The organism is Marinifilum fragile JCM 15579 (assembly GCF_001310955.1).
In the GTDB taxonomy this organism is placed as follows: Bacteria; Bacteroidota; Bacteroidia; order Bacteroidales; family Marinifilaceae; genus Marinifilum; species Marinifilum fragile.
In genome coordinates this window covers 12,709-34,198 of the sequence record NZ_BAZX01000015.1, presented here as the reverse complement: position 1 = coordinate 34,198, position 21,490 = coordinate 12,709, and the positions used below count along the sequence as shown (strand labels likewise).

Here is a 21,490-nt window from a genome sequence, read left to right as displayed (position 1 = left end):
GATAGATCCTTCGAGAGAATCTCAATTTATTTATCTTTGATAATAGTGTATAACCATTGAAAATAAGGTCCTATTCGAAGCTCAGCAACATATTGTTTATTAATAGCCGTACTTTTGAGCTATTTTTCTTCTGCAAATGCGCAGCAGAACACCCAAAAAGACAGCCTTTTAAAACCCACTAAAAATATAGATCTACCTGATAGTACGATAATCATTTCACGTGACACTATCGTATTTTTATTGGATACTGTAAGAGAACGAAAAAAGGATTCAAATAAGAGTGGAAGTAAATTCTACCATGCAATACAACGGGGAGCTTATAAACGTAAATTTACCAAAGAACTATACAAGTTATTTTTTGTAGCCCCTGATAAAATTTCACCTACCGATACCATAAAAACAGAACGTAGTGAAACCGCTTTTGTCATTTATCAGGGAAAAACAATCAGAAACATTCAGATAAGAGTTATTGAACCCTTTGGGTCTAGTCTTCATGATACTACTAAAGTTGCTAACAGCTGGATTGAAAGAGCAGGTAACGACCTTCATCACACCAGTAAACGAGGGCACCTAAGAAAAATGCTACGTCTTAAGGAAGGAGATAAACTAGATGCCTACACGCTAGCTGACAATGAAAGATTAATTAGACAGCTTAACTATATTAAGGATGCTTTTTTTAGAGTCATACCAGTAAGAGGCTCTAATAAATTTGTTGATTTGCAACTATGGGTGAAAGATCAGTTTTCCTGGGGGATTGACATAGATCTTGGTTCAAACTTATCCACTGAATTCGGAATTTACAGTCGAAATCTTTACGGCATTGGTCATGAGTTCAGCAATAAGTTTCATTACGATAGCGATGAAGATCAAAAATTTGGATACTCTGGTAGATATACGGTTCGTAACATCAGAAGAAGTTTTATTGACGCTAGCTTAATTTATGAAAACACATATGAAAAATCGGTAATTGGAATTGATTTTGAAAAAGATTTTGAAACCTATAACACCAAGAGAGCTGGTGGGCTTAGCTTATCGAAAACGATGCGTTCAAATAAAATCATGGACGATGATCCAATTCGTAACGAAATCCCTCTGGATTTTAATTATGGGAACCTTTGGTATGGAACTTCGATTAAGCTAGACTCTAAAAATTTATTTGCCAGACGAAAGATGTACTTTACGGGAAGAATAGCCAGTACAAAATTTTTTGAAAGGCCGGAAACTGGTCCTGATTTAAATCAATTCTTCCACAACAACATCCTGTATCTTGGAGGGATCAGCCTTAGTCAGACACAATTTTACAAAAGTAACCTGATTTACAATTTCGGTAGAACTGAGGATATTCCTTATGGATTTTTAGCTCAAATGAATTTTGGTTATGAAGATCGGGAATACTCACATCGACTGTATTTGGGATTTGATTTTCAGAATGCAAGCTATGTTCGAAAAACAAGAAGTTATTTTTTTAATCGCATAGCCATAGGCGGATTTTTCGATTCAAAAAGATTTGAACAAGGAAGCTTAATTGCCCAATCGAAATTCTTCAGTCGAATTCGAAAATTGGGAGCATTAAGATTCCGTAATTTTGGAGATTTAAAATACACTCTGGGTATCCGAAGATTTCCAGAAGAATTTATCACCATTAATAACAAAAATGGTATTCGTGGATTTAAAAGCGAAGAGGTGATGGGAAATCAAAAACTCAATCTAAATCTCGAAACCGTAGTCTTTACTCCATACATGATAGGTGGCTTTAAATTTGCCTTTTATACTTTTGGAGATCTTGGAATTATTGGCAGTAATCAGACACAAATTTTTAAAGGTGATTATTACTACGGATTAGGTTTTGGTGTGCGATTACACAACGAAAACCTTGTGTTCAAAACCATACAGTTTCGCTTGGCATTTTATCCAAAAGCTCCAAGTGATTTTCAGTCTACAGCCTTCCGTTTATCAGGAGAAGAACGTCCTCGATTTAATGATTTTAAAGTGGGACAACCTGAGGTGGTCCCTTATGAATAGATTGTACAAACCTAAATCTTGCTCTCTTTCCAATTGACAAATCTTAAATACAACCAAGATCCAAAAGCTAAAAAGGCAGCATAAAAATACTCCGATACCCAAACGCCTGAAATAGATAGTTTGAATACTTCAATCAATAAATAAACACCTCCCAGGTAACATGTCAGTACTACAATTTCAATGAGCATGGCATGAAAAGTATTGCCTGTTCCTGAAACTCCCTGAAACAATGTGATGGCAATAGGAAATAATAAAGCGGCACCAAAAATCACATATAGTACAGGCTTGGTTTCTAAAATCAAACTAGGCTCTTCCGTGTAAATAGATATCACCAATTCCGGGCTTATTAAACTAATGCCAACCAAAGCCAAAACGGCTAAAAACGATAGCTTTACGGTCCTAAAGATAACAGGCATCACCTCCTTAGGTTCTCCTTCACCTAACACTTGACTAACCAAAGTATTTGCTGCTGAAGCAAATGCCCATACCGGAACCATTATCAATACATAAATACTTCTGATAATATTGGATATGGCCAATTCCCTCTCTCCCATTTTCTCAACGAATAAGAAAAATACAAACCAGCATGAAAGTGCCAGAAAGTTTTGTATCATCATTGGAAAAGATACTTTTAGCAATCGCGAATACAATTCTCTATCCACCTTTGGAAAAGCAAACAGCTGGTACTTTTTAACCGGAGTTTTTCTAAAAGTATATATCAGAAAAAATACCAATACACACGCCTCTGCAATTACCGATGCCAAGGCTGCACCTTTAATGCCCATCTCTGGGAAACCAAACTCACCAAATATTAAAGCATAATCTAAAAAGATATTAACGATTGCCATAAAGGCTGTACTCCAACTTATTACTTTGGTTTTGGCAATTCCAATATAAAATGCCCTGAACAACAGGTTCACGCAGGCAAATAAAATTCCCCAGGCACGCACAGAAATGTAATCGGTACTTGCTTGAAATATGGCATCCGATTGAACAATCCCCTTAAGAATTGGAGGAGCTTGAATCTGCATAAAACCTAATAAAAGAACGGCCAGAATCAACAGAAAATACAAGGCATGATCAAAGGTTTTTCCAACTCTTTCATAGTTGCCTTCACCAAATCGACGCGCAATTACAATTTGGGTCCCTAATCCGAATCCCCAACCAAGCATAACCACAGCAAAATAAAAGATTGTGGCAATGGCTGCAGCTCCTAATGCCACTTCACTTAGGTGCCCCAAAAAAGCAGTATCGGTTAAGGCAATGATATTCTGCGCCACACTACCCAAAATAATGGGATAGGCAATCTTCCAAATGTTTCTATAATCAGTTTGTATTTTCACGCTAAAGTTCTATAAAATAAAAAGCCGGCTCCTTAAATTGAAGCCGGCGAAAATTAGTTCTTTTATTTCAGATAATCATCAAAATAATTGCTGACTTTCTGTTTTAAGTGAATTCGATCTCGACCTCTAACATTGTGCTCTGCTCTTGGATATGGGAAGTAATCAACCTGAACATTATTCTTGATACATTCACGAATGAAATTCAAGCTGTGCTGCCATAAAACGGTTGGATCAATGGCTCCCTGGCAAATTAAAAGTTTTCCTTTTAAATCTTTTGCTTTCGCGATTAATGATGTTTTCGCATATCCTTCCGGATTTTCTTCAGGAGTATCCATATAGCGCTCTCCATACATCACCTCGTACCATTTCCAGTCGATTACTGGTCCTCCAGCAACAGCAACTTTAAATACGTCTGGATAATTCGTAATCAATGAAATGGTCATGAAACCACCGTAACTCCATCCATGTACACCAATTTTATCGGCATCCACATATGGTAATGATTTCAAAAACTCAACGCCTTTAAGTTGATCAGCCATTTCAGGTTGTCCACACTGACGGTGAATTACAGCCTCAAATTCTTTACCTCTGTTTGAAGAACCTCTGTTATCCAATATATAAAGCAAGTATCCGTTTTGAGCCATATACTGCTCCCACAAACGAGCACCTCCCAAATATCTGTTGGTTACCAACTGTGCATGCGGACCTCCATAAACATATACCACAACTGGATATTTTTTGTTCGGATCAAAATCAGCTGGTTTAACCATGCGGTAATGCAAATCGGTAACACCATCAGCCGATTTAATTGTTCCCAATGAAATTTCGCCCAAATTGTAATCCTTCAATTTGTTTTCTGCCTTCACCAATTCTTTTACGAATTTCCCTCTGGTATCAGCCACATTTATTATTCTTGGTACATTTAAGCTACTGTAATTATCCAAGATGTATTTTCCATCGGCACTCACCTGTACACTATGATATCCTTCATCTTTGGTTAATCTATATCTCTTACCAGTTTTCAAATTCAACTTGTAAGCATGTCTATCTATCGGACTTACTTCGGTAGATACATAGAACATGTACTTTTCTTCTTTATCAAAACCTAATATTTCGGTAATTTCCCAATCACCAGAAGTCAATTGTTTAATCAACTTTCCTTCGGTATTGTACAAATAGGCATGATTAAAGCCATGACGATTGTTGGTTTGATAGATGAACTGATTTGGCTTGTTCTTCAGGAATACCAATTTATGCGATGGCTCAACCCAACGATCATCTTTCTCTTCAAACAAAGTTGCTACGAACTTACCAGTTTCAGCCTCGTATTTGTTTAATTTTGCATGATTCGAAGCACGATTCAATACCTGAATGTAGATGTATTTGTTATCAGCTCCCCAAGAAATGTTGGTTAAATACTGATCTGATCCAAAATCATCTGGCTTTATCCATGAAGTCTTCTTGGTATCCAAATTGTAAACACCTAAGCTAACCACTTCACTACCCATTCCTGCCATAGGATATTTAATCTCTCTTAAATCGCCTACTCTCGTGTTGATATCTACCAATGGGAAAGAAGTTACATTGGTTTCATCTTTTCTGTAAAATGCCAATTGCTTTCCGTTAGGAGACCAGAAAATTCCTCCGCTAATGCCGTATTCGCTTCTGCTAACAGCCTGACCATTTACAATATTCTTATCTGTATCAGCAGTAACTGCAAACTCTTTTCCATCTTTACCGGCAATGTATAAGTTGTTTTCAATAGTATATGCTACAGCACTAGATGCATCACAAAAATCTTGATTTTCTGCTTTTGAGTTCACCTTTAGATTAAGCAATACTTTTTTTGCAACGAAATCATAATGAATCAAAGCTCCTTGCTGATTAAATTCCATTACATTTTTTGATTGCCATGAAAAATGAGGAATTCTTCTTAATGCTTTTATTTCATTAGCTTCTATACCTGCATTTAGTTCTTCCAAACTTAATAATACCTTTGGTTCATCTCCTGGTTTTGCAAACAGAATTTCATTCTCTTTCACATAAGTGTATTCACTTAAATCTCCTCTCCAAGATAATTGTGACAAGCTTTCTGGATAAAATTGTCTCCATTGCCCTAAAATAGCATCTTCCATAGACAATTTTTTTGTCTGTGCCTCTAAACTTAGGAAAACTCCACAATTAATTAATAAATAGACTAAAAGGAATATTCTTTTCATCTTGTTTAGTTTGTTGTTAAATATCTTTTTATTTTTTTTTGCATTCAAATGTATCCTTTTTAGTATAAATACAGTAATAATGTTAGAATAAATTAATCAGGACGACTACCAATTGATTTGATATTTGTCAAAATCAAGTTGAAAAAACTACTCGAATAAATTACTAATCGTTTTCAACCCGTTCGAAAACAGCTATGTAAATCGTGTTTTTTCTTCTTAATTGGTTCAACTAGTTAAAGAAAAAAGAAATGCCAAAGAAAAGAATCCCAAACAGTATTAAATTTCTATTTTTAATAGCAATTGCTGCAATTGCAACTTTTTTAATACTACAGCCTTTTGAAAATACAAACAAAGAAGCAGTTATCGAACAGGAAACAGAAGCTGAAATCATGGCTGATGCTGAAAAAACAGGAAATATTTTTAAGTACAACAACATCTTGTTTAGTTTACCATCTCCATATCAGATTTCGTTATTGCTTGAAAAATCTGGAATTTCATACAACAAAGACTTGCTGAATTCGACTAAAAAATCAGGCGATTACGTTGATAATTTTAGCAAAGCAATCAACTTTGGTGTTTATGGTTCCGATTTAGGCTATATCAATATTTACAAGCAAACTCAGGATGCTGCAAGTTATTTTGCAGTTCTTAAAATTTTATCGCAAGATATTGGTTTGTACAATGCCATGGATAAACCAACTGTGGAAAGAATTGAAAACAATATCGAAAACAGGGATTCACTTTTGGTAATTGTTAGTAATACTTATCGCAAAATAGATGACTACTTAAAAGTAAATCAGCGCGAAAATACTGGTGCACTAATCTTAGCAGGCGGATGGATTGAATCTGTTTATTTGTTAACTCAGCAAATTAAGGAGAAACCAAGTAAGGAATTAATGGATCGTATTTCAGAACAGAAGCGTCCGCTTGAAAACCTTATTAAATTGCTTGTTCCTTACTCCAACGAATCGAAGGATTATTATTTCTTGGTAGATAAACTTATTGACCTTGCCTATACATTTGATGAAATTGAAGAGCAATACAAATATGTAGCTCCAATTACCGATTCGCATAAAAAACTTACCATTGTGAAAAGCAAATCTGAATTGATCATGAAAAAGAAACAATTTGCTAAAATCACAGAAAAAGTTTCTATAATCCGTGAGCACATTATTAAGTAAACTGAAAATATCTTTAACTATGAGACTTAAATATACCATTATACTATTTTCCTTATTATCAATTCTTTCACTAAGTGCAAAAGCACAATCTGATGTTACTCATAAGAATTGTACCAAGTACCTTGGAACTGAATTTATTTCGGATGGTCAACAATACAAAGCTTTGTTATCAGGTGGTGAAGTTGCCGAATTTCATACTACATTTTATGCGGGCAATCATTACCGAATTGTTGGTGCTACAGGCAAAGATGAAGGCAATGTAATTTTCTCACTTTACGATCAGGAAAATCATCTAATTTTTACCAATCGAGATCATAAAAATTCTCCTTACTGGGATTTTAAATTCGAAAACTCAATGAATTGTACAATCGAAGCCAAATTGAACCAAAAGAATGTAAGTTCAGGTTTCGTATTAATGTTAATTGGATTCAAACAATAGTAAAAGTAACTACTCTTAATAAGGTTGACCACCAACAAACCCTGCCATTCCATGAGTGAACGAATACTAAAAGCTTTAATGCAACTCTTTGCTATCATTGCACACCCACAAAGTTCTGCAATTGAGAGGCGTAGAATGGTATCTAAATATTTGAAGCAACATCTTGATCAGGAAACCGCAGAAGAGTACCTAGTTCTTTACGATCAGCACTACGAAGAGAACCAAAGAAGAACAACCAGAAAATCAAAAATAAAAAAATATACTTCGGCAAGCTCGGTTCGGGTTTTACGAATTTGTACTGAAATTAACGAAGAACTTATTATCAGACAAAAGGTTGTTGTTCTCATCCAACTTCTTGAATTTTTAAATTCGGAAGATGAAATTAGTGAACAAGAGTTTGCCTTTGTCGAAACTGTAGCTGATACTTTTAATCTGGCTAAAGAAGGTTATGAGAGACTTCGAAACTTTGTTCTTAATGATTTTTCTGAAATTAAACCATCCAGCAGATTACTCACGATAAGTAACTCTGAATCAGATCATGAAATTGGTGAATATTACTACTCGCCTGGACTAATTGGTAAAATTAAGATTCTTAGATTGCAAACTGTAGATATGTTTGTGATGCGATTCAAAGGAATCGATGAATTATTCATGAACGGACAATCGTTAAATCCAGAACGAGTTCATGTTTTAAGTCAAGGTTCATCCATCCGTAATCCTAAAATTGATCCCATATACTTTAGCGATATTGTAGGTACATTTTATCGAGATGATAAGCAGAAAAGAGTTGTTTTTGAAGCTCAAAATATCGAATATCGATTTAAAGAGGATAACATTGGTGTACATGACCTTTCGTTCAAGGAAGAGTCTGGTAGAATGGTTGGAATCATTGGATCCAGTGGTGCAGGTAAAACCACTTTATTAAACGTTTTAAATGGATCTGCTGAGCCTAGCAAAGGAAATGTTGTAATTAACGGTTATGATATTACTTCTGATAAATCGAAACTTGAAGGTGTAATTGGGCATGTATCGCAGGATGATTTGCTTATTGAATCGCTAACCGTTTTTGAAAATCTATATTATAATGCTAAACTTTGCTTCGACAAACACAGTAGTTTTCAATTAATCAGACTGGTTTTAAAGCTTTTAAAAGATTTGGGATTATACGAGGCTCGTAATCTGAAAGTAGGAAATCCTTTAGATAAAAAAATTAGTGGCGGACAACGCAAAAGATTGAATATTGCACTGGAATTGATACGCGAGCCATCGGTTTTATTTCTTGATGAACCAACATCCGGATTATCATCACGAGATTCAGCCAAAATTATGGATTTGCTGAAAAATCTGGCTTTAAAAGGCAAATTAATTTTTGTTGTAATTCATCAACCAGCTTCGGATATTTTTAAAATGTTCGATCGCTTATTGATTTTAGATACTGGCGGATACCTTATTTTTAATGGAAATCCTTTAGATGCCATTACCTATTTTAAATCACAAACTTTAAGAGCAAATCATACCGAGAGTGAATGTAATTTTTGTGGTAATGTTGATGCAGATCAGATATTTAATATTGTTGAATCGGAAGTTCTCGATGAATATGGCAATCCTACACAAGTAAGGAAAGTTTCTCCTATTCAATGGTATCAAAGATTTAAAGATCATAACAAAAATGGCAAGGACATTGAGGACACAAAAGAATTGCCGCCTGTTAGCTTTAAAATACCTTCAGCACTGAAACAATTTTGGGTATTTACCAATCGAGATGTCATTTCAAAATTCGCTAATCGACAGTATTTGTTCATCAACCTGTTCGAAACGCCCCTATTGGCATTAATTCTATCGTACATTATAAAATATTATAATATAGATGCTGGAAATGAGCTTGGTTACACATTTAGCAACAATAGCAATATGCCAGTTTATCTGTTCATGGCAGTTATTGTAGCCCTATTTATTGGATTAACATTAAGTGCAGAAGAAATTATAAAGGATAGAAAAATACTGAAAAGAGAACGTTTTTTAAACCTTAGTAAATCTGGATATTTGATATCGAAAATTGTTATTCTATTTACAATTTCAGCTTTTCAGGCATTCCTATTCACCATTATAGGCAATTCCATACTGGAAATCAAAGGGATGTTTTTTGAATACTGGCTTGCCTTATTCAGCGCCTGGTGTTTTGCCAATATGCTTGGATTAATTATATCTGATAGCTTTAAAACTGTGATTACAATCTATATTTTAATCCCTTTTATTCTGATTCCTCAGCTGATACTTAGTGGTATAATTGTAAAATTTGACAAATTAAATCCTAATATTTCTGCTCCAAATTCTATTCCTTGGTATGGAGAAATAATTACGGCCCGATGGGCTTACGAAGCATTAGCTGTAAAACAGTTTAAGGATAATAAATTCAATGCAAACTTCTACGTCTACGAAAAATTAATGAGTAAAGCCGATTATCGTAAAAATTATTGGCTTCCTATCCTTAAAAACAAATTAAACGAAAGTGAAAGGTATTTAAATCAACCTGATAAGCTCAAAAAATTAGAATCTAATTTAGTTTTATTGAGAAATGAACTATCGCTGGAAGATTTGAATAAATTGGCCTTTCATTTTGAAAGAATGGACTACCTGTCTCCTATAAAATTAGATGATTTAACGATTAAAAATCTACGTACCTATTTTGATAAACTGAATCGCTACTACATTAATCTGTATAATATCTCGAACCGAAAAAAGGATGAACATTTGGTTGAAATACAGAAACAATACGACAACAAGCAGGAGTTTGTTAACATGAAAAAGGAATACTCAAATGAAAGGTTAACTGAATTTGTACGTAACAGCAATGATATTGAACGAATTATAGAGTACAAGGATCGATTGTATCAAAAGATTGATCCAATTTATCGAGATCCCGAATGCAAATTCCTAAAAGCACATTTTTATGCTCCCCAAAAGTGCCTGTTTGGTAAATACTATGACACTTATTGGGTGAATATTGTGGTTATTTGGTGCTCGAGCATTTGCCTATACATTGTATTGTATTTTGGCCTGCTTAAAAAAGCTTTGGGTATATTCGAACAAAAAATTAGGAAAAGGAATTACAATTCATAATTACTTGAATTGGATAATAAAAAAACTGCAACCTAACAGATTGCAGTTTTTTATTATCTAATTGAACTACGATTTATTCATCATCCTCAATCATATTGAAAGGAATCTTTACAATAGATTGATAGTCTTCACCAGCTTCCAACATGTCCTCATCATCCATTTCGTAATGCCAGTTGATGATCACTTTATTTCCTCTTTTAAAAATGGTTTCCAATTTCTTAAATACGTCCAAAATACATTTCGACGAACTGGTGTTAAAATACTCTAATCTAATAGAAACTTTAGTTTCTTCCTTTGGCTCTTTCACATACGAATCCAGCCACTCCATAACAGGCTTGTAAAAATCAAGCGAGTTTTCTGGTATTGAACGACCTTCAATTAAAAAAGCTCCTTTTTCTCCATCAAAATTAATACTTGGAGTTTTTGGGCTACCTTCTAAAACTAGTGAATTCATGGAAGTTATACTTTAAGTTTTATATTACAACATCAATAGAAAGGAATAAATAGTCCGCATTATAATCAATAAATTGATATTCCATATTATTGCCACTTTTCCGGGCGATTTCTACCATTCCTAAACCACCTCCTCCTTTTTCGGAGAATTGCTCATTATTTAATATAATTCTATACAAATTTCGGGTTTCCTCTAAAGACAAAGTATTAATCTGGTCAATTCTATCACGAATTAGTTTTAGCCCTTCAATTTTTATAAAGTTACCAATACTAATGCGGTACTGCATTCCTTCATCTCTTAAAATAAGTACTCCAAATTTGTTGTAATCTACATTTAAATCGGATGGTACTTCTCCATGATGATGAAGATTCTGCACCAACTCTATTAAAACATTAAAAATTTTCTTGAACATTTTAGGAGACTCGTCCTTTGCCTTAAGAATCCTCTCAATTGAATTAAGAATTCGAGTAACATCCTCATCATCAATTCTGCCTTTGTAATCAAAAATAGCATCTTCATCTATTTTTTCTTCATACCATTGGTCAAGGTCAAAATTCATATATATTAGGATTAGGGTTACTCAATAACAAAATTAGCAAATTATCTCAGAGTTAAAAGTTAAGCCTGATCAAATTTCCTATTCAGCTCTTATTTATCTTTCTTATAATTATCTTTCTTTTTACCATCGAACATGGTGTATTTTTGGAACTTACATTCCAATGCACCATTATAAAGAGTTATTTTTCTTGATGGTCGTAATCCAACACTATCAAAACACTCTTTACCATAGCTTAAAATCCAAGCATCATAACCAGAAAAATTGTGCTTTAATCTTTCCCCAATCATAGCATACAATCCTTCTAAATCTTTAGGTTTTAAACGTTCTCCATAAGGTGGGTTGGTAATCAAAAGTCCTTTTTCTACCGGAGGAATAAACTGTTGGAATGGAGTTACATTCAATCTAATTTTTCTTCTTAGGCCTGCATTACGGATATTCTCTTCTGCAATTTCCATTGCTTTATCAGAGATATCAGCTCCAATAATTTTTCCTTCGTAATCAACCTCAGTTTCTTCATTGTATATATCGTCCCACAAATCCTCATCAAAATCCTTCCATTTTTGGAATCCAAACTCTTTACGATACAATCCAGGAGGAATATTGTAAGCGATTAATGCAGCCTCTATCAAAATGGTTCCTGATCCGCACATTGGGTCAATGAAATTAGATTTCTTATCCCAACCAGAAAGTAAAATTAAACCTGCTGCCAACACTTCATTTAGTGGAGCTGCAGTTTCCCCAACGCGATATCCTCTTTTGTGTAGCGATTCTCCAGAACTATCTAGCGAAACTGTACAGGTATTTCTATCGATATGAATGTTAATACGCAAAGTAGGATTCATCATTCTTACTGAAGGACGATCGCCTGTTGCATAAAAGAATTGATCTACAATAGCATCTTTTACACGGTAAGTAACAAATTTTGAGTGTTTAAAGTCTTCCGAACTAATTGTACTATCAATCGCGATAGTATCTTTATTACCGATGTACTCACTCCAGTCAATTTCCTGAATTCCTTTATACAACTCGTCAGTATCGTGAGCTGTAAATTTGTGAATTGGTATTATCACTCGGGTGGCTGTTCTTAAATGCAAGTTTGCTTTATATAGCAAAGTTTTATCACCCACAAAGCTCACTGCACGTTTTAAAATTCTAATCTCCTCTGCGCCTAATTGCTCTAATTCATTAGACAATACTTCCTCTAAACCATGAAAGGTTTTTGCAATTAATCTGAATTTACCCGAGTCTGTTTTCACAACCATCTTTTTTAATCTACATCTAAACTATTTCAATTATCAAATCAACGAAAACGTCTTTTCTTAACAAATTTTAAAGTACTTGCCTTTGATTCGAATTTCGGCTACAAAATTAATCTTTAACACCTAAAAACATAGGCTTTTAATCAGATATTCAAAAAAAAAGCCGAAAGCGATGCTTTCGGCTCATAATCAGCAATTAATCACTAATTAATTCAGTATCGTATAATTTAGGATTTATGAGCACCTCTATGGCTTTTTGTACAAATTCGTTCTCACTATTCACGATTTTATAATACTCTGTACTTTCCCATAAATCTCTTGCCAGCAATGCTTTTACATGCAATTTTATATCGTCCACTACTGCATTATAATCCTCCTCATTCTTTTCAATCCCTTCTTTTTCTCCCAAAGCAACAATTTCTGCCATCATTTCATCGCTTACTTCGAAATTCTTCGAGAATGAGTCGAATTTTGGATACTTCTTTCTTAATGATTCCAGATTTTTATCCATATAGTTCACCACATATGGATAAATCACATTTTTGCGAACCAATAAGTTGAAATATTTATAGTTTGCAGTTGTATCGATAGGAATAAAAATATCAGGCATAATTCCACCGCCTCCATATACAGTTCTTTTCTTCACCAAAGTACTGTACTTTAAAGAATCAGGAAAATGAATACTATCAGCATTAATCATTTCTCCAGATTTGTAACGGTTCAAAATATCCAAGTGATAATCTTCTAAACCATTTTCATACGGTTTTTGAATACATCTTCCCGTAGGAGTATAATAGTGCGCAGTAGTTAATCGAATCATAGAACCATCAGAAAGTGGAAATTGTCTTTGAACCAATCCTTTTCCAAATGTTCTACGACCAATAATCACACCTCTATCCCAATCTTGAACTGCACCAGAAACAATTTCAGAAGCTGAAGCTGATCCTTCATCCAAAAGAATTACAATTCTTCCATCTTTAAAAATTCCTTTCTCAGTAGAAATGTTTTCTCTTCTAGGAGTTGATAAACCTTTGGTATATACAATCAGTTTTTCTGCATCCATAAATTGATCAACCATTTCAATGGCAGCAGTCATAAATCCTCCTCCATTGCCTCGCAAATCGAGAATCAGATCTTTCATTTTTTGAGCTTTTAACTTGGTTAAAGCCTCTAAAAACTCATCGGAAGTTGTAAGGGCAAATCGATTTAACTTCATGTAACCAATTTGCTTGTTAATCATATATGCAGCATCCAAACTATGAATTGGAATTTTATCGCGAGTAATTACAAACTCTAACAATTCCTTTTCTTTCTTTCTCTTTACCTTCAAGTTTACAATGGTTCCCTTTTCACCTCGCAAACGCTTATGCACATCGGTATTTTTCATACCAATCGCTGCAACATTTTCGTTGTCAATCTCCAGAATTCTATCGCCGGCACGAAGTCCAACTTTTTCAGATGGTCCCCCCGGAATTGTGGCTACCACCATTAAAGTATCACGCAACAAGTTAAATTGAATTCCAATTCCACTAAAACTTCCTTGCAAGGCTTCATTCATCTCTTTAATCTCATCCTTGCTGATATAGATTGAGTGAGGATCAAGCTCGGCCAGAACTTTTATAATTGCATCTTCAGTCAACTTCTCAACATTTACAGTATCAACATAAAATGCATCCACCAAAGCCAATAAATTTTGATATTTAATTGCCTGTTGTTTTACCGATTGAGCACTAAGCGTTCCACCAATTGCAAAAACACCTAAGAATAAAAGTGTAAAGCCATTCCTCAAAAATTTTTTCAAACTACTCATATAAATTATGCTTTTTAATAAATTTTGCGCAAATTGATTGTACTTTACAGAACTTGACGAAAGATACAATCTTTTTAAGAAATACGGGCATTGAATTCAACAAATATGAAACATAAAGCCAATATATTACTGATTGGATTTACTTATTCTTTAAGTATTGAATCTCTACCTGGAATTAATTTTTCTAAATGCGATTCTTTTAAGGAGTTAACCGAATTGCTTCTCTCAAATGAATACAAGCTAATTATCTCTAAATTTAAATTTGGAGATAAAACAGCCTTAGATGTTAATCAAACTTTAGAATCTTTAAAAACTTACTACCCTGATTCAAAATCATTAAAATTACTCGTTTTAACCTCAACCGAAGAAGAGGATAACATATGTAAGGTAAATAAACTTTTGTATTTCCCCGAGGAAATGAACCTAAAATCGTTAATTCTTAAATTAATTGATTTACCTCGCGAACCCCAAAAGACAGACAAAGATCTTGCCATTATCGATTTCAATGAGCTTTTTATCCGAGTTGATAATAATAGAGCCTTTATTAAAGAGGTTATTGAAAAATTTTCAGCATTAAAGAATCTAGAATATCAGAAATTCTGGTTCCTTTAGAAAGTGGAGATTATAAAAAAGCTAAAGATTCTGCTCACAAGTTAAAAGGAGTTTTAGCCAATTTCTCAATGCTGGAGGCAAAAGCAACTATTATTGAATTGGAACAAATTATTCTCTCTGAAGATATGGTGAAATCACTAAGCAAATTGAAGGAGTTGAATGATAAGATTGATCTTGCAAAAGAATTCTACCTATCAAACCAAGATCAGTTTGAAACCACATAAAAAAAACGGTAGCACTTTTTAAGTACTACCGCTATATCTTGTTTTTCACAAATTTATTCCCACTCAATAGTTGCTGGTGGCTTAGAGCTTATGTCGTATACAACTCTATTTACACCTTTTACATTATTGATGATTTTGTTAGAAGTTTTAGCAAGAAACTCATATGGTAAGTGTGACCAGTCCGCTGTCATACCATCAGTAGAACCAACAGCACGAAGAGCTACAACACTTTCATAAGTACGCTCATCTCCCATTACTCCAACCGATTGAACTGGTAATAACATAGCGCCAGCTTGCCAAACATCATCGTACAATCCATCTTCTTTCAAACCTGAAATGAAGATGTCGTCAACTTCTTGAAGAATTCTAACTTTTTCAGCAGTAATATCACCAAGAATACGAATACCCAATCCTGGTCCTGGGAATGGATGACGATTGATAAACTTATCTTCTAATCCCATACTACGTCCAACACGACGCACCTCATCTTTAAAAAGCAATTTTAATGGCTCTACCACTTTTAGCTTCATATAATCCGGTAAACCACCTACATTATGGTGCGACTTAATGGTTTGAGAAGGACCTCCTGTAACTGAAACTGATTCGATTACATCAGGATAAATTGTTCCTTGACCTAACCATTTTGCATTTTCTACTTTATGAGATTCTTCATCGAATACCTCTACAAATGCATTACCTATAATCTTACGTTTCTTTTCAGGATCAGTAACATCTGCCAAGGCAGAAATAAACTTCTCTCCTGCATCAACACCAGTTACATTTAAACCTAGAGATTCGTATTTCTTCAATACATCGGTAAACTCATTCTTACGCAAAAGTCCATTGTCAACGAAAATACAATAAAGGTTTTTGCCAATTGCCTTATGCAACAACATAGCTGCAACAGTTGAGTCAACACCACCTGATAATCCAAGAATTACACGCTCGTCACCCAATTGAGCTTTTAACTCTGCTACTGTTGTTTCAACAAATGCATCTGGAGTCCAATCCTGAGAACATCCACAGATGCCAACAATAAAGTTTTCCAACAAAACAATACCTTCAGTACTGTGATAAACCTCCGGATGGAATTGAATACCATAAGTTGTTTCACCTTCAATTGCAAAAGCAGCATTTTCCACGTCAGTGGTACTTGCTGTTACTTTATAATTTGCAGGCATTCTTTCAATGGTATCACCATGTGACATCCAAACCTGAGAATTCAAGCTAATTCCTTTTAAAAGAGCACAGCTATTATCAACCGAAGTTAAGTTAGCACGACCATATTCTCTTTTGTTTGATGCCATTACTTCACCACCAAAGCAGTGAGCCAAATGCTGGGCACCATAACAAACTCCAAGAAGTGGTAATTTGCCTTTTATTTCTGATAAATCTGGAATTGGAGCTTTTTCGTCTCTTACTGAGAACGGACTTCCTGATAAAATCACACCCTTAATCGACTCATCGATTGCTGGAGGATTATTATAAGGATGAATTTCACAATACACATTTAATTCACGAACACGTCTTGCAATTAACTGAGTGTACTGTGAGCCAAAATCTAAAATCAGAATTTTTTCCTGCATAAATCTTACAAATTGAGGGTTGTTCAGTAATCTTATTTGGCGTACAAAGATACACAAATTTGCGACTTTAAAACGTCTTTATCAAGAATTCAAAAAACAACTCTATAATAAAAAAAGAACCCCCGAGGAATTCCTCAGGGGCTGCTAATTATTTAAATTTTTTAAGCAAATCTTTTACTGCGTCTTTGTGAATAGTGTATCCCATCATTTTCAGCTTCACGTAGTCTTCATGGAAGAAGTAGTATCCAAACTCAGCTGAGTTTTCATCAATATTACGAGATCCTGAACTTGAATCCTTAATCAAATACCAATCTTTTCCCTCCTTGTCAACATAGTAACCAACCATGTGCATACCATGATCATCAGTAGTTGATCCGTTAGAGAAACGGAATTGACGGGCATCTTCGTTAATATATGCCGATGGAATATCAAAACTTGGAACCATTGCACAATTTGTTGTTCTCAAGAAACCAGCTTCCGAAACATCTCCACCAATACTCATGGTGTATCCTTTACGAATTGCTTTCTTAATTGACTCCATATATTCATCAAGAGGAACATTATAATATTCTTCTGAATGCCACCAGTTATCAGGCACTTTGTATTCAACTTGCTTCCAATATGGCTCTTGTTTATAAGAAAGAATTTCTACATAATCATCAGGATTAAGTTTTAAATAATCTTTCAAATAAGTTTTAGGTGTATACTCCTTACCCTCTACTGTAAATTTTGTTGGGGGAGTTCCTATATAATGATTCATGATAGATTTGATTGTAGCCAATGCTTCTTCTTCGTTCCATGCATTGCTTCTTTTCAAACCATTCAAGAAAGCCATCATTTCATCATACATTTTTTCGTGTGTATGAAATTTTCTTCCATTCAATAATCCTGTATAAGCTGATTGAGGACAAGCGCCATAAATCTTCCACATTCTTGCCACAGAGTTACCTTCTGCTCCTTGTTCAAATACTGAATTTCCTCTTTCTTGAATAAAACGACGAGCTTTTTCAATGTATTCACAATAAACTGTGTATAACTCAGAAATATCTACTTTCTTTTTGTGTAAACGATAAACTTCCGATTCGTAAAACGAAGTAGTAGAAAAACACCAGCATGTTCCAGTATTTCCTTGCGAAATTGTTGGGCGTGCCCATTCTGTATTATCCTTGTACAATTCAATTTTATTTGGAAGATCGTACGAACTTTGATCCATAAAGAATCTTTTATCAACAGCATTCTTTTCCAATTGAGCATCAACCATTCTAATATCCTTTAGGATAGAATTTTGATAATAACCTGGTTCGTACTCTTTAAATTTAGATTTGTCTTGTTTTTGTTGTGCAAAAACAGATGAACTTAAGGCAACAGCCATAAGCACGATTAAAATCTTTTTCATGTTTGTTGGTTTTAGTGTCAAATTGAACAATCGAACTTAAGGATTTCTCTTTATAGAAACCACATAATTCTTTCGAGATGCTAATTTATAAAAAAAGTTGATTGCTGATTCCTTTAGCGATTAAGTTCTATTGTGAACTTGCTACCATCTTCAGCCAAGTGAGTATTTTCGAAAACGAACTTTGCCTCTTTCAAATGAGCGTCCAGCGTTTTAAATCGAGAAGAAAAATGTCCGATGATCAACTTTTTTACATTGGATTCACTAGCAACTCTTGCAGCCTGTTCTGCTGTAGAATGATAAGTAGCCTTTGCCAGCTTTGCTTCTGTTTTTAGAAAAGTTGCCTCATGATACAGTAAATCCACATTTTCGATAATTGGAAGAATCTTCTTGTATGGAGCTGTATCAGTGCAAAAAGCATAGGAACGGGTTGGTAAAGGATCTTGGGTTAGTTTTTTATTCGGAATAACCTCTCCTTCTTCGGTCACAAAATCCTCTCCCATTTTTAAGGAGTGGCGACAACGAATCGGAACATTGTAAAAATCTAACAAATCGGCATTCAAAGAACGAGGTCTTTCTTTTTCTTTAAATAAAAAACCAGCACAAGGCATTGCACCATGTTTTAATGGAAAAGATTGAACGATTACTTTGTCATCCTCAAAAAGCGTTTGTGTTTCTTTTCCAAAAATAGTGTGGAAATAAATATCGTATTGCTTCCTGGTTTCAAGAAGTTCCAACTGAAAAGTGATTAACTTCTCTAATTTGCTATGTCCATATATATGCAGATCGGATTTTCGCCCTTGAAGTGCGTATGTAGAAAGCAATCCGATTAGGCCAAATATATGATCGCCATGAGTATGCGATATAAAGATATGATTGATGCGACTCATTGGAACTCTGAATCTCTTCATTTGAATCTGTGTGCCTTCACCACAGTCAATTAAAAAGAACCGCTCAAGTACATTGAGCACTTGAGCGGTTGGATATCTTTTGGTTGTTGGTAAAGCAGAGTTACTGCCTAAAATTGTTACTTCAAATTTCACCAATTACTTGTTTAATTCAATTTGAGCTTTCATAGTAGAAACAGCCTCATCCATATTAAACGCAATATTTAGAACTGAATCTAGCTGTGAAATGGAAACCAATCTTTCAACAGCAGGCTGCAAGCCATACAGAACAAATGTTCCGTTTGCATTTTTACACAACCTATTCGCTACAAGAATTGCACTAAGACCAGAAGAATCACAATATGTACATGGAGTTAAATCCAAAAGAATATTTTTCTCACCGTTTCCAGAAATTAAAACCAATTCTGATTTTAAAGCAGGAGCGATATGAGTATCCAATTTGTCTTTCAATACCTGCACTAGAGTGTATCCATCTTTCTTGTCAATCTTGAAGTCCATAGTACCTTATTTTTAAATTATTCAGCGTCTTTGTCGCCTTCTAATTGCGATTTAAGAGCAGCTAATTCTGATATATCACCTAAGGTAGTCTTTTCTAGTGAATCTTTCACTTTTTTAACACCTTTTTTCGTTGTTTTAGCAGCTTCTTTTTTCGCAGCAGTCTCTTCAGCCTTCTTCACATCTTCGAAAGTTCTTGAGTGAGAAAGGATAATTCTCTTAGCAGCTTTTGAGAATTCGATTACTTTGAATTCTAATTTCTCTTCAACTTTAGCTTGAGAACCATCTTCTTTCACAAGGTGACGTGGAGTAGCGAATCCTTCAACACCGTAAGGAAGAGCGATAACAGCTCCTTTTTCGAATACTTCTACGATAGTACCTTCATGAACAGAATCAGTTGTAAAGATTGTTTCGAATACATCCCATGGATTTTCTTCCAATTGCTTGTGACCTAAGCTTAATCTTCTGTTTTCCTTGTCGATTTCAAGAACTTTAACTTCGATTTCAGCTCCAATTTGAGTGAATTCAGCTGGGTGCTTCACTTTCTTAGTCCAAGAAAGATCTGAGATGTGGATTAATCCGTCAACACCTTCTTCGATTTCAACAAATACACCGAAGTTAGTGAAGTTACGAACTTTAGCTGTATGCTTAGAGTTAACCGCATATTTAGTGTCAATCTCAGCCCATGGATCAGCTTTCAATTGCTTGATACCAAGAGACATTTTTCTCTCTTCGCGATCCAAAGTTAAGATTTGAGCTTCTACTTCGTCTCCAACTTTCATGAAATCCTGAGCAGATCTTAGGTGCTGTGACCAAGACATTTCAGAAACGTGAATCAAACCTTCAACACCAGTAGCGATTTCAACGAATGCACCGTAATCAGCCATAACAACTACTTTACCTTTTACAGTATCACCTACTTTCAACTCAGCATCTAGAGCATCCCATGGGTGTGGAGTAAGTTGTTTAAGACCTAGAGCGATACGTTTTTTATCGTCATCGAAGTCAAGGATTACAACGTTCAATTTCTGATCAAGCTCAACAATTTCGCTTGGGTGAGTTACTCTACCCCAAGATAAGTCTGTAATGTGAATCAAACCGTCAACTCCACCCAAGTCGATGAATACACCGTATGAAGTGATGTTTTTAACAGTTCCTTCCAATACCTGACCTTTTTCAAGCTTAGCAATAATTTCTTTCTTCTGTTGTTCAAGTTCAGCTTCGATAAGAGCTTTGTGAGAAACAACAACGTTTTTGAATTCGTGGTTGATTTTAACAACTTTGAATTCCATAGTTTTACCAACGTATACATCGTAGTCACGGATTGGCTTAACGTCAATTTGTGAACCTGGCAAGAAAGCCTCAATTCCAAATACGTCAACGATCATACCACCTTTAGTACGACATTTGATGTAACCTTTGATAATTTCATCATTTTCAAGAGCCGAGTTAACTCTATCCCATGAACGTAAAGCGCGAGCTTTTTTGTGTGAAAGAACTAACTGTCCTTTTTTGTCTTCTTGAGACTCAACGTAAACTTCAACAGTATCACCAACCTTTAATTCTGGGTTGTAACGGAATTCGTTTAAGCTTACAATACCATCTGATTTGTAACCAATATTGATTACAACTTCTCTTTTATTCAAAGAAATAACGATACCGTCAATTACTTCTTTTTCAGCAACTGTAGATAAAGTTTTATCATACATTGCTTCTAATTCGGTTCTCTTTTCACCTGCGAAACCTTCGTCATTAGTGAAAGCATCCCAATCAAATTCTGCGTCTGGTGCAGAATTGTCAACTTTTTTGTTTTCTTCAACCATGTGTTAAACTACTGATTTACTAATAAATTAGACATTATATATA

17 protein-coding genes are annotated in these 21,490 nt (G+C 34.7%); 6 read left to right on the top strand and 11 right to left on the bottom strand.

The genetic code is table 11. The features are described from left to right. Nucleotides 1-114 precede the first annotated feature (114 nt). Entirely contained in the window at nucleotides 115-2,022 is a 1,908-nt protein-coding gene (locus JCM15579_RS12150; protein ID WP_054720483.1) for a BamA/TamA family outer membrane protein, read from the top strand. 11 nt (nucleotides 2,023-2,033) lie between these two features. Here JCM15579_RS12150 and JCM15579_RS12145 read toward each other — a convergent pair whose 3' ends face one another. After that, a complete protein-coding gene (locus JCM15579_RS12145) occupies nucleotides 2,034-3,365 on the bottom strand; it encodes an MATE family efflux transporter (RefSeq protein ID WP_054720482.1) in 1,332 nt (443 codons plus the stop codon). A 62-nt stretch (nucleotides 3,366-3,427) separates the two neighbouring features. Continuing rightward, nucleotides 3,428-5,500, bottom strand: coding sequence for a S9 family peptidase (locus JCM15579_RS12140; protein ID WP_218186158.1), 2,073 nt, complete (start codon nucleotides 5,498-5,500; stop codon nucleotides 3,428-3,430). A gap of 332 nt (nucleotides 5,501-5,832) precedes the next feature. On the opposite strand from JCM15579_RS12140, the gene JCM15579_RS12135 reads away from it, so the two are divergent. The 3 genes from JCM15579_RS12135 to JCM15579_RS12125 are packed head-to-tail and all read left to right on the top strand — an operon-like array spanning nucleotide 5,833 to nucleotide 10,324. Continuing rightward, nucleotides 5,833-6,765 carry a hypothetical protein gene (locus tag JCM15579_RS12135; protein WP_054720481.1) on the top strand — a complete coding sequence of 311 codons (933 nt, stop codon included), beginning with the start codon at nucleotides 5,833-5,835 and terminating at the stop codon, nucleotides 6,763-6,765. A 19-nt stretch (nucleotides 6,766-6,784) separates the two neighbouring features. Then, the gene (locus JCM15579_RS12130) at nucleotides 6,785-7,204 is read left to right on the top strand and encodes a hypothetical protein (protein ID WP_054720480.1); all 420 of its coding nucleotides are present in this window, start codon (nucleotides 6,785-6,787) and stop codon (nucleotides 7,202-7,204) included. A 51-nt stretch (nucleotides 7,205-7,255) separates the two neighbouring features. Beyond that, nucleotides 7,256-10,324, top strand: a complete 3,069-nt coding sequence (locus JCM15579_RS12125) for an ATP-binding cassette domain-containing protein (protein WP_054720479.1) — start codon at nucleotides 7,256-7,258, stop codon at nucleotides 10,322-10,324. 73 nt (nucleotides 10,325-10,397) lie between these two features. On the opposite strand, the gene JCM15579_RS12120 is transcribed toward JCM15579_RS12125, so the two are convergent. The 4 genes from JCM15579_RS12120 to JCM15579_RS12105 form a co-directional block, all read right to left on the bottom strand. Beyond that, entirely contained in the window at nucleotides 10,398-10,778 is a 381-nt protein-coding gene (locus tag JCM15579_RS12120; RefSeq protein WP_054720478.1) for a DUF1987 domain-containing protein, read from the bottom strand. Nucleotides 10,779-10,797: 19 nt separating this feature from the next. Beyond that, entirely contained in the window at nucleotides 10,798-11,337 is a 540-nt protein-coding gene (locus tag JCM15579_RS12115; protein ID WP_054720477.1) for a SiaB family protein kinase, read from the bottom strand. Nucleotides 11,338-11,426: 89 nt separating this feature from the next. Next, nucleotides 11,427-12,593 carry a THUMP domain-containing class I SAM-dependent RNA methyltransferase gene (locus tag JCM15579_RS12110; RefSeq protein ID WP_218186157.1) on the bottom strand — a complete coding sequence of 389 codons (1,167 nt, stop codon included), beginning with the start codon at nucleotides 12,591-12,593 and terminating at the stop codon, nucleotides 11,427-11,429. A 199-nt stretch (nucleotides 12,594-12,792) separates the two neighbouring features. Then, the gene (locus JCM15579_RS12105) at nucleotides 12,793-14,406 is read right to left on the bottom strand and encodes a S41 family peptidase (protein WP_157471451.1); all 1,614 of its coding nucleotides are present in this window, start codon (nucleotides 14,404-14,406) and stop codon (nucleotides 12,793-12,795) included. Between the two features lie 105 nt (nucleotides 14,407-14,511). Between JCM15579_RS12105 and JCM15579_RS12100 the strand changes: the two genes are divergently transcribed. Then, nucleotides 14,512-15,018: a hypothetical protein gene (locus JCM15579_RS12100; RefSeq protein WP_054720475.1), complete on the top strand. Its 507-nt coding sequence runs from the start codon at nucleotides 14,512-14,514 to the stop codon at nucleotides 15,016-15,018. Then, on the top strand, nucleotides 14,970-15,242 hold the full coding sequence (locus JCM15579_RS20055) for an Hpt domain-containing protein (RefSeq protein ID WP_083464658.1): 273 nt from the start codon (nucleotides 14,970-14,972) through the stop codon (nucleotides 15,240-15,242). The genes JCM15579_RS12100 and JCM15579_RS20055 overlap by 49 nt, the downstream gene beginning before the upstream one ends. Before the next feature lie 53 nt (nucleotides 15,243-15,295). Here JCM15579_RS20055 and guaA read toward each other — a convergent pair whose 3' ends face one another. From guaA to rpsA, 5 genes are all read right to left on the bottom strand, one after another. Then, nucleotides 15,296-16,828 carry a glutamine-hydrolyzing GMP synthase gene (gene guaA, locus JCM15579_RS12095; protein ID WP_054720474.1) on the bottom strand — a complete coding sequence of 511 codons (1,533 nt, stop codon included), beginning with the start codon at nucleotides 16,826-16,828 and terminating at the stop codon, nucleotides 15,296-15,298. Nucleotides 16,829-16,976: 148 nt separating this feature from the next. Beyond that, nucleotides 16,977-18,224 carry a C1 family peptidase gene (locus tag JCM15579_RS12090; protein ID WP_054720463.1) on the bottom strand — a complete coding sequence of 416 codons (1,248 nt, stop codon included), beginning with the start codon at nucleotides 18,222-18,224 and terminating at the stop codon, nucleotides 16,977-16,979. A 113-nt stretch (nucleotides 18,225-18,337) separates the two neighbouring features. Next, nucleotides 18,338-19,264, bottom strand: coding sequence for a ribonuclease Z (locus tag JCM15579_RS12085; protein WP_218186156.1), 927 nt, complete (start codon nucleotides 19,262-19,264; stop codon nucleotides 18,338-18,340). Nucleotides 19,265-19,267: 3 nt separating this feature from the next. After that, the gene (locus JCM15579_RS12080) at nucleotides 19,268-19,627 is read right to left on the bottom strand and encodes an STAS domain-containing protein (RefSeq protein ID WP_054720455.1); all 360 of its coding nucleotides are present in this window, start codon (nucleotides 19,625-19,627) and stop codon (nucleotides 19,268-19,270) included. 17 nt (nucleotides 19,628-19,644) lie between these two features. Then, on the bottom strand, nucleotides 19,645-21,447 hold the full coding sequence (rpsA, locus tag JCM15579_RS12075) for a 30S ribosomal protein S1 (protein ID WP_054720450.1): 1,803 nt from the start codon (nucleotides 21,445-21,447) through the stop codon (nucleotides 19,645-19,647). Nucleotides 21,448-21,490 lie beyond the last annotated feature (43 nt).

What these genes read in the sequence shown, in the direction of transcription:
- JCM15579_RS12140 (WP_218186158.1), bottom strand. Translation starts at nt 5,500, where the DNA reads ATGGAAGATGCTATTTTAGGGCAATGGAGACAATTTTATCCAGAAAGC.
- JCM15579_RS12135 (WP_054720481.1), top strand. Translation starts at nt 5,833, where the DNA reads ATGCCAAAGAAAAGAATCCCAAACAGTATTAAATTTCTATTTTTAATA.
- JCM15579_RS12130 (WP_054720480.1), top strand. Translation starts at nt 6,785, where the DNA reads ATGAGACTTAAATATACCATTATACTATTTTCCTTATTATCAATTCTT.
- JCM15579_RS12125 (WP_054720479.1), top strand. Translation starts at nt 7,256, where the DNA reads ATGAGTGAACGAATACTAAAAGCTTTAATGCAACTCTTTGCTATCATT.
- JCM15579_RS12120 (WP_054720478.1), bottom strand. Translation starts at nt 10,778, where the DNA reads ATGAATTCACTAGTTTTAGAAGGTAGCCCAAAAACTCCAAGTATTAAT.
- JCM15579_RS12115 (WP_054720477.1), bottom strand. Translation starts at nt 11,337, where the DNA reads ATGAATTTTGACCTTGACCAATGGTATGAAGAAAAAATAGATGAAGAT.
- JCM15579_RS12105 (WP_157471451.1), bottom strand. Translation starts at nt 14,406, where the DNA reads ATGAGTAGTTTGAAAAAATTTTTGAGGAATGGCTTTACACTTTTATTC.
- JCM15579_RS12100 (WP_054720475.1), top strand. Translation starts at nt 14,512, where the DNA reads ATGAAACATAAAGCCAATATATTACTGATTGGATTTACTTATTCTTTA.
- guaA (WP_054720474.1), bottom strand. Translation starts at nt 16,828, where the DNA reads ATGCAGGAAAAAATTCTGATTTTAGATTTTGGCTCACAGTACACTCAG.
- JCM15579_RS12090 (WP_054720463.1), bottom strand. Translation starts at nt 18,224, where the DNA reads ATGAAAAAGATTTTAATCGTGCTTATGGCTGTTGCCTTAAGTTCATCT.
- JCM15579_RS12080 (WP_054720455.1), bottom strand. Translation starts at nt 19,627, where the DNA reads ATGGACTTCAAGATTGACAAGAAAGATGGATACACTCTAGTGCAGGTA.
- rpsA (WP_054720450.1), bottom strand. Translation starts at nt 21,447, where the DNA reads ATGGTTGAAGAAAACAAAAAAGTTGACAATTCTGCACCAGACGCAGAA.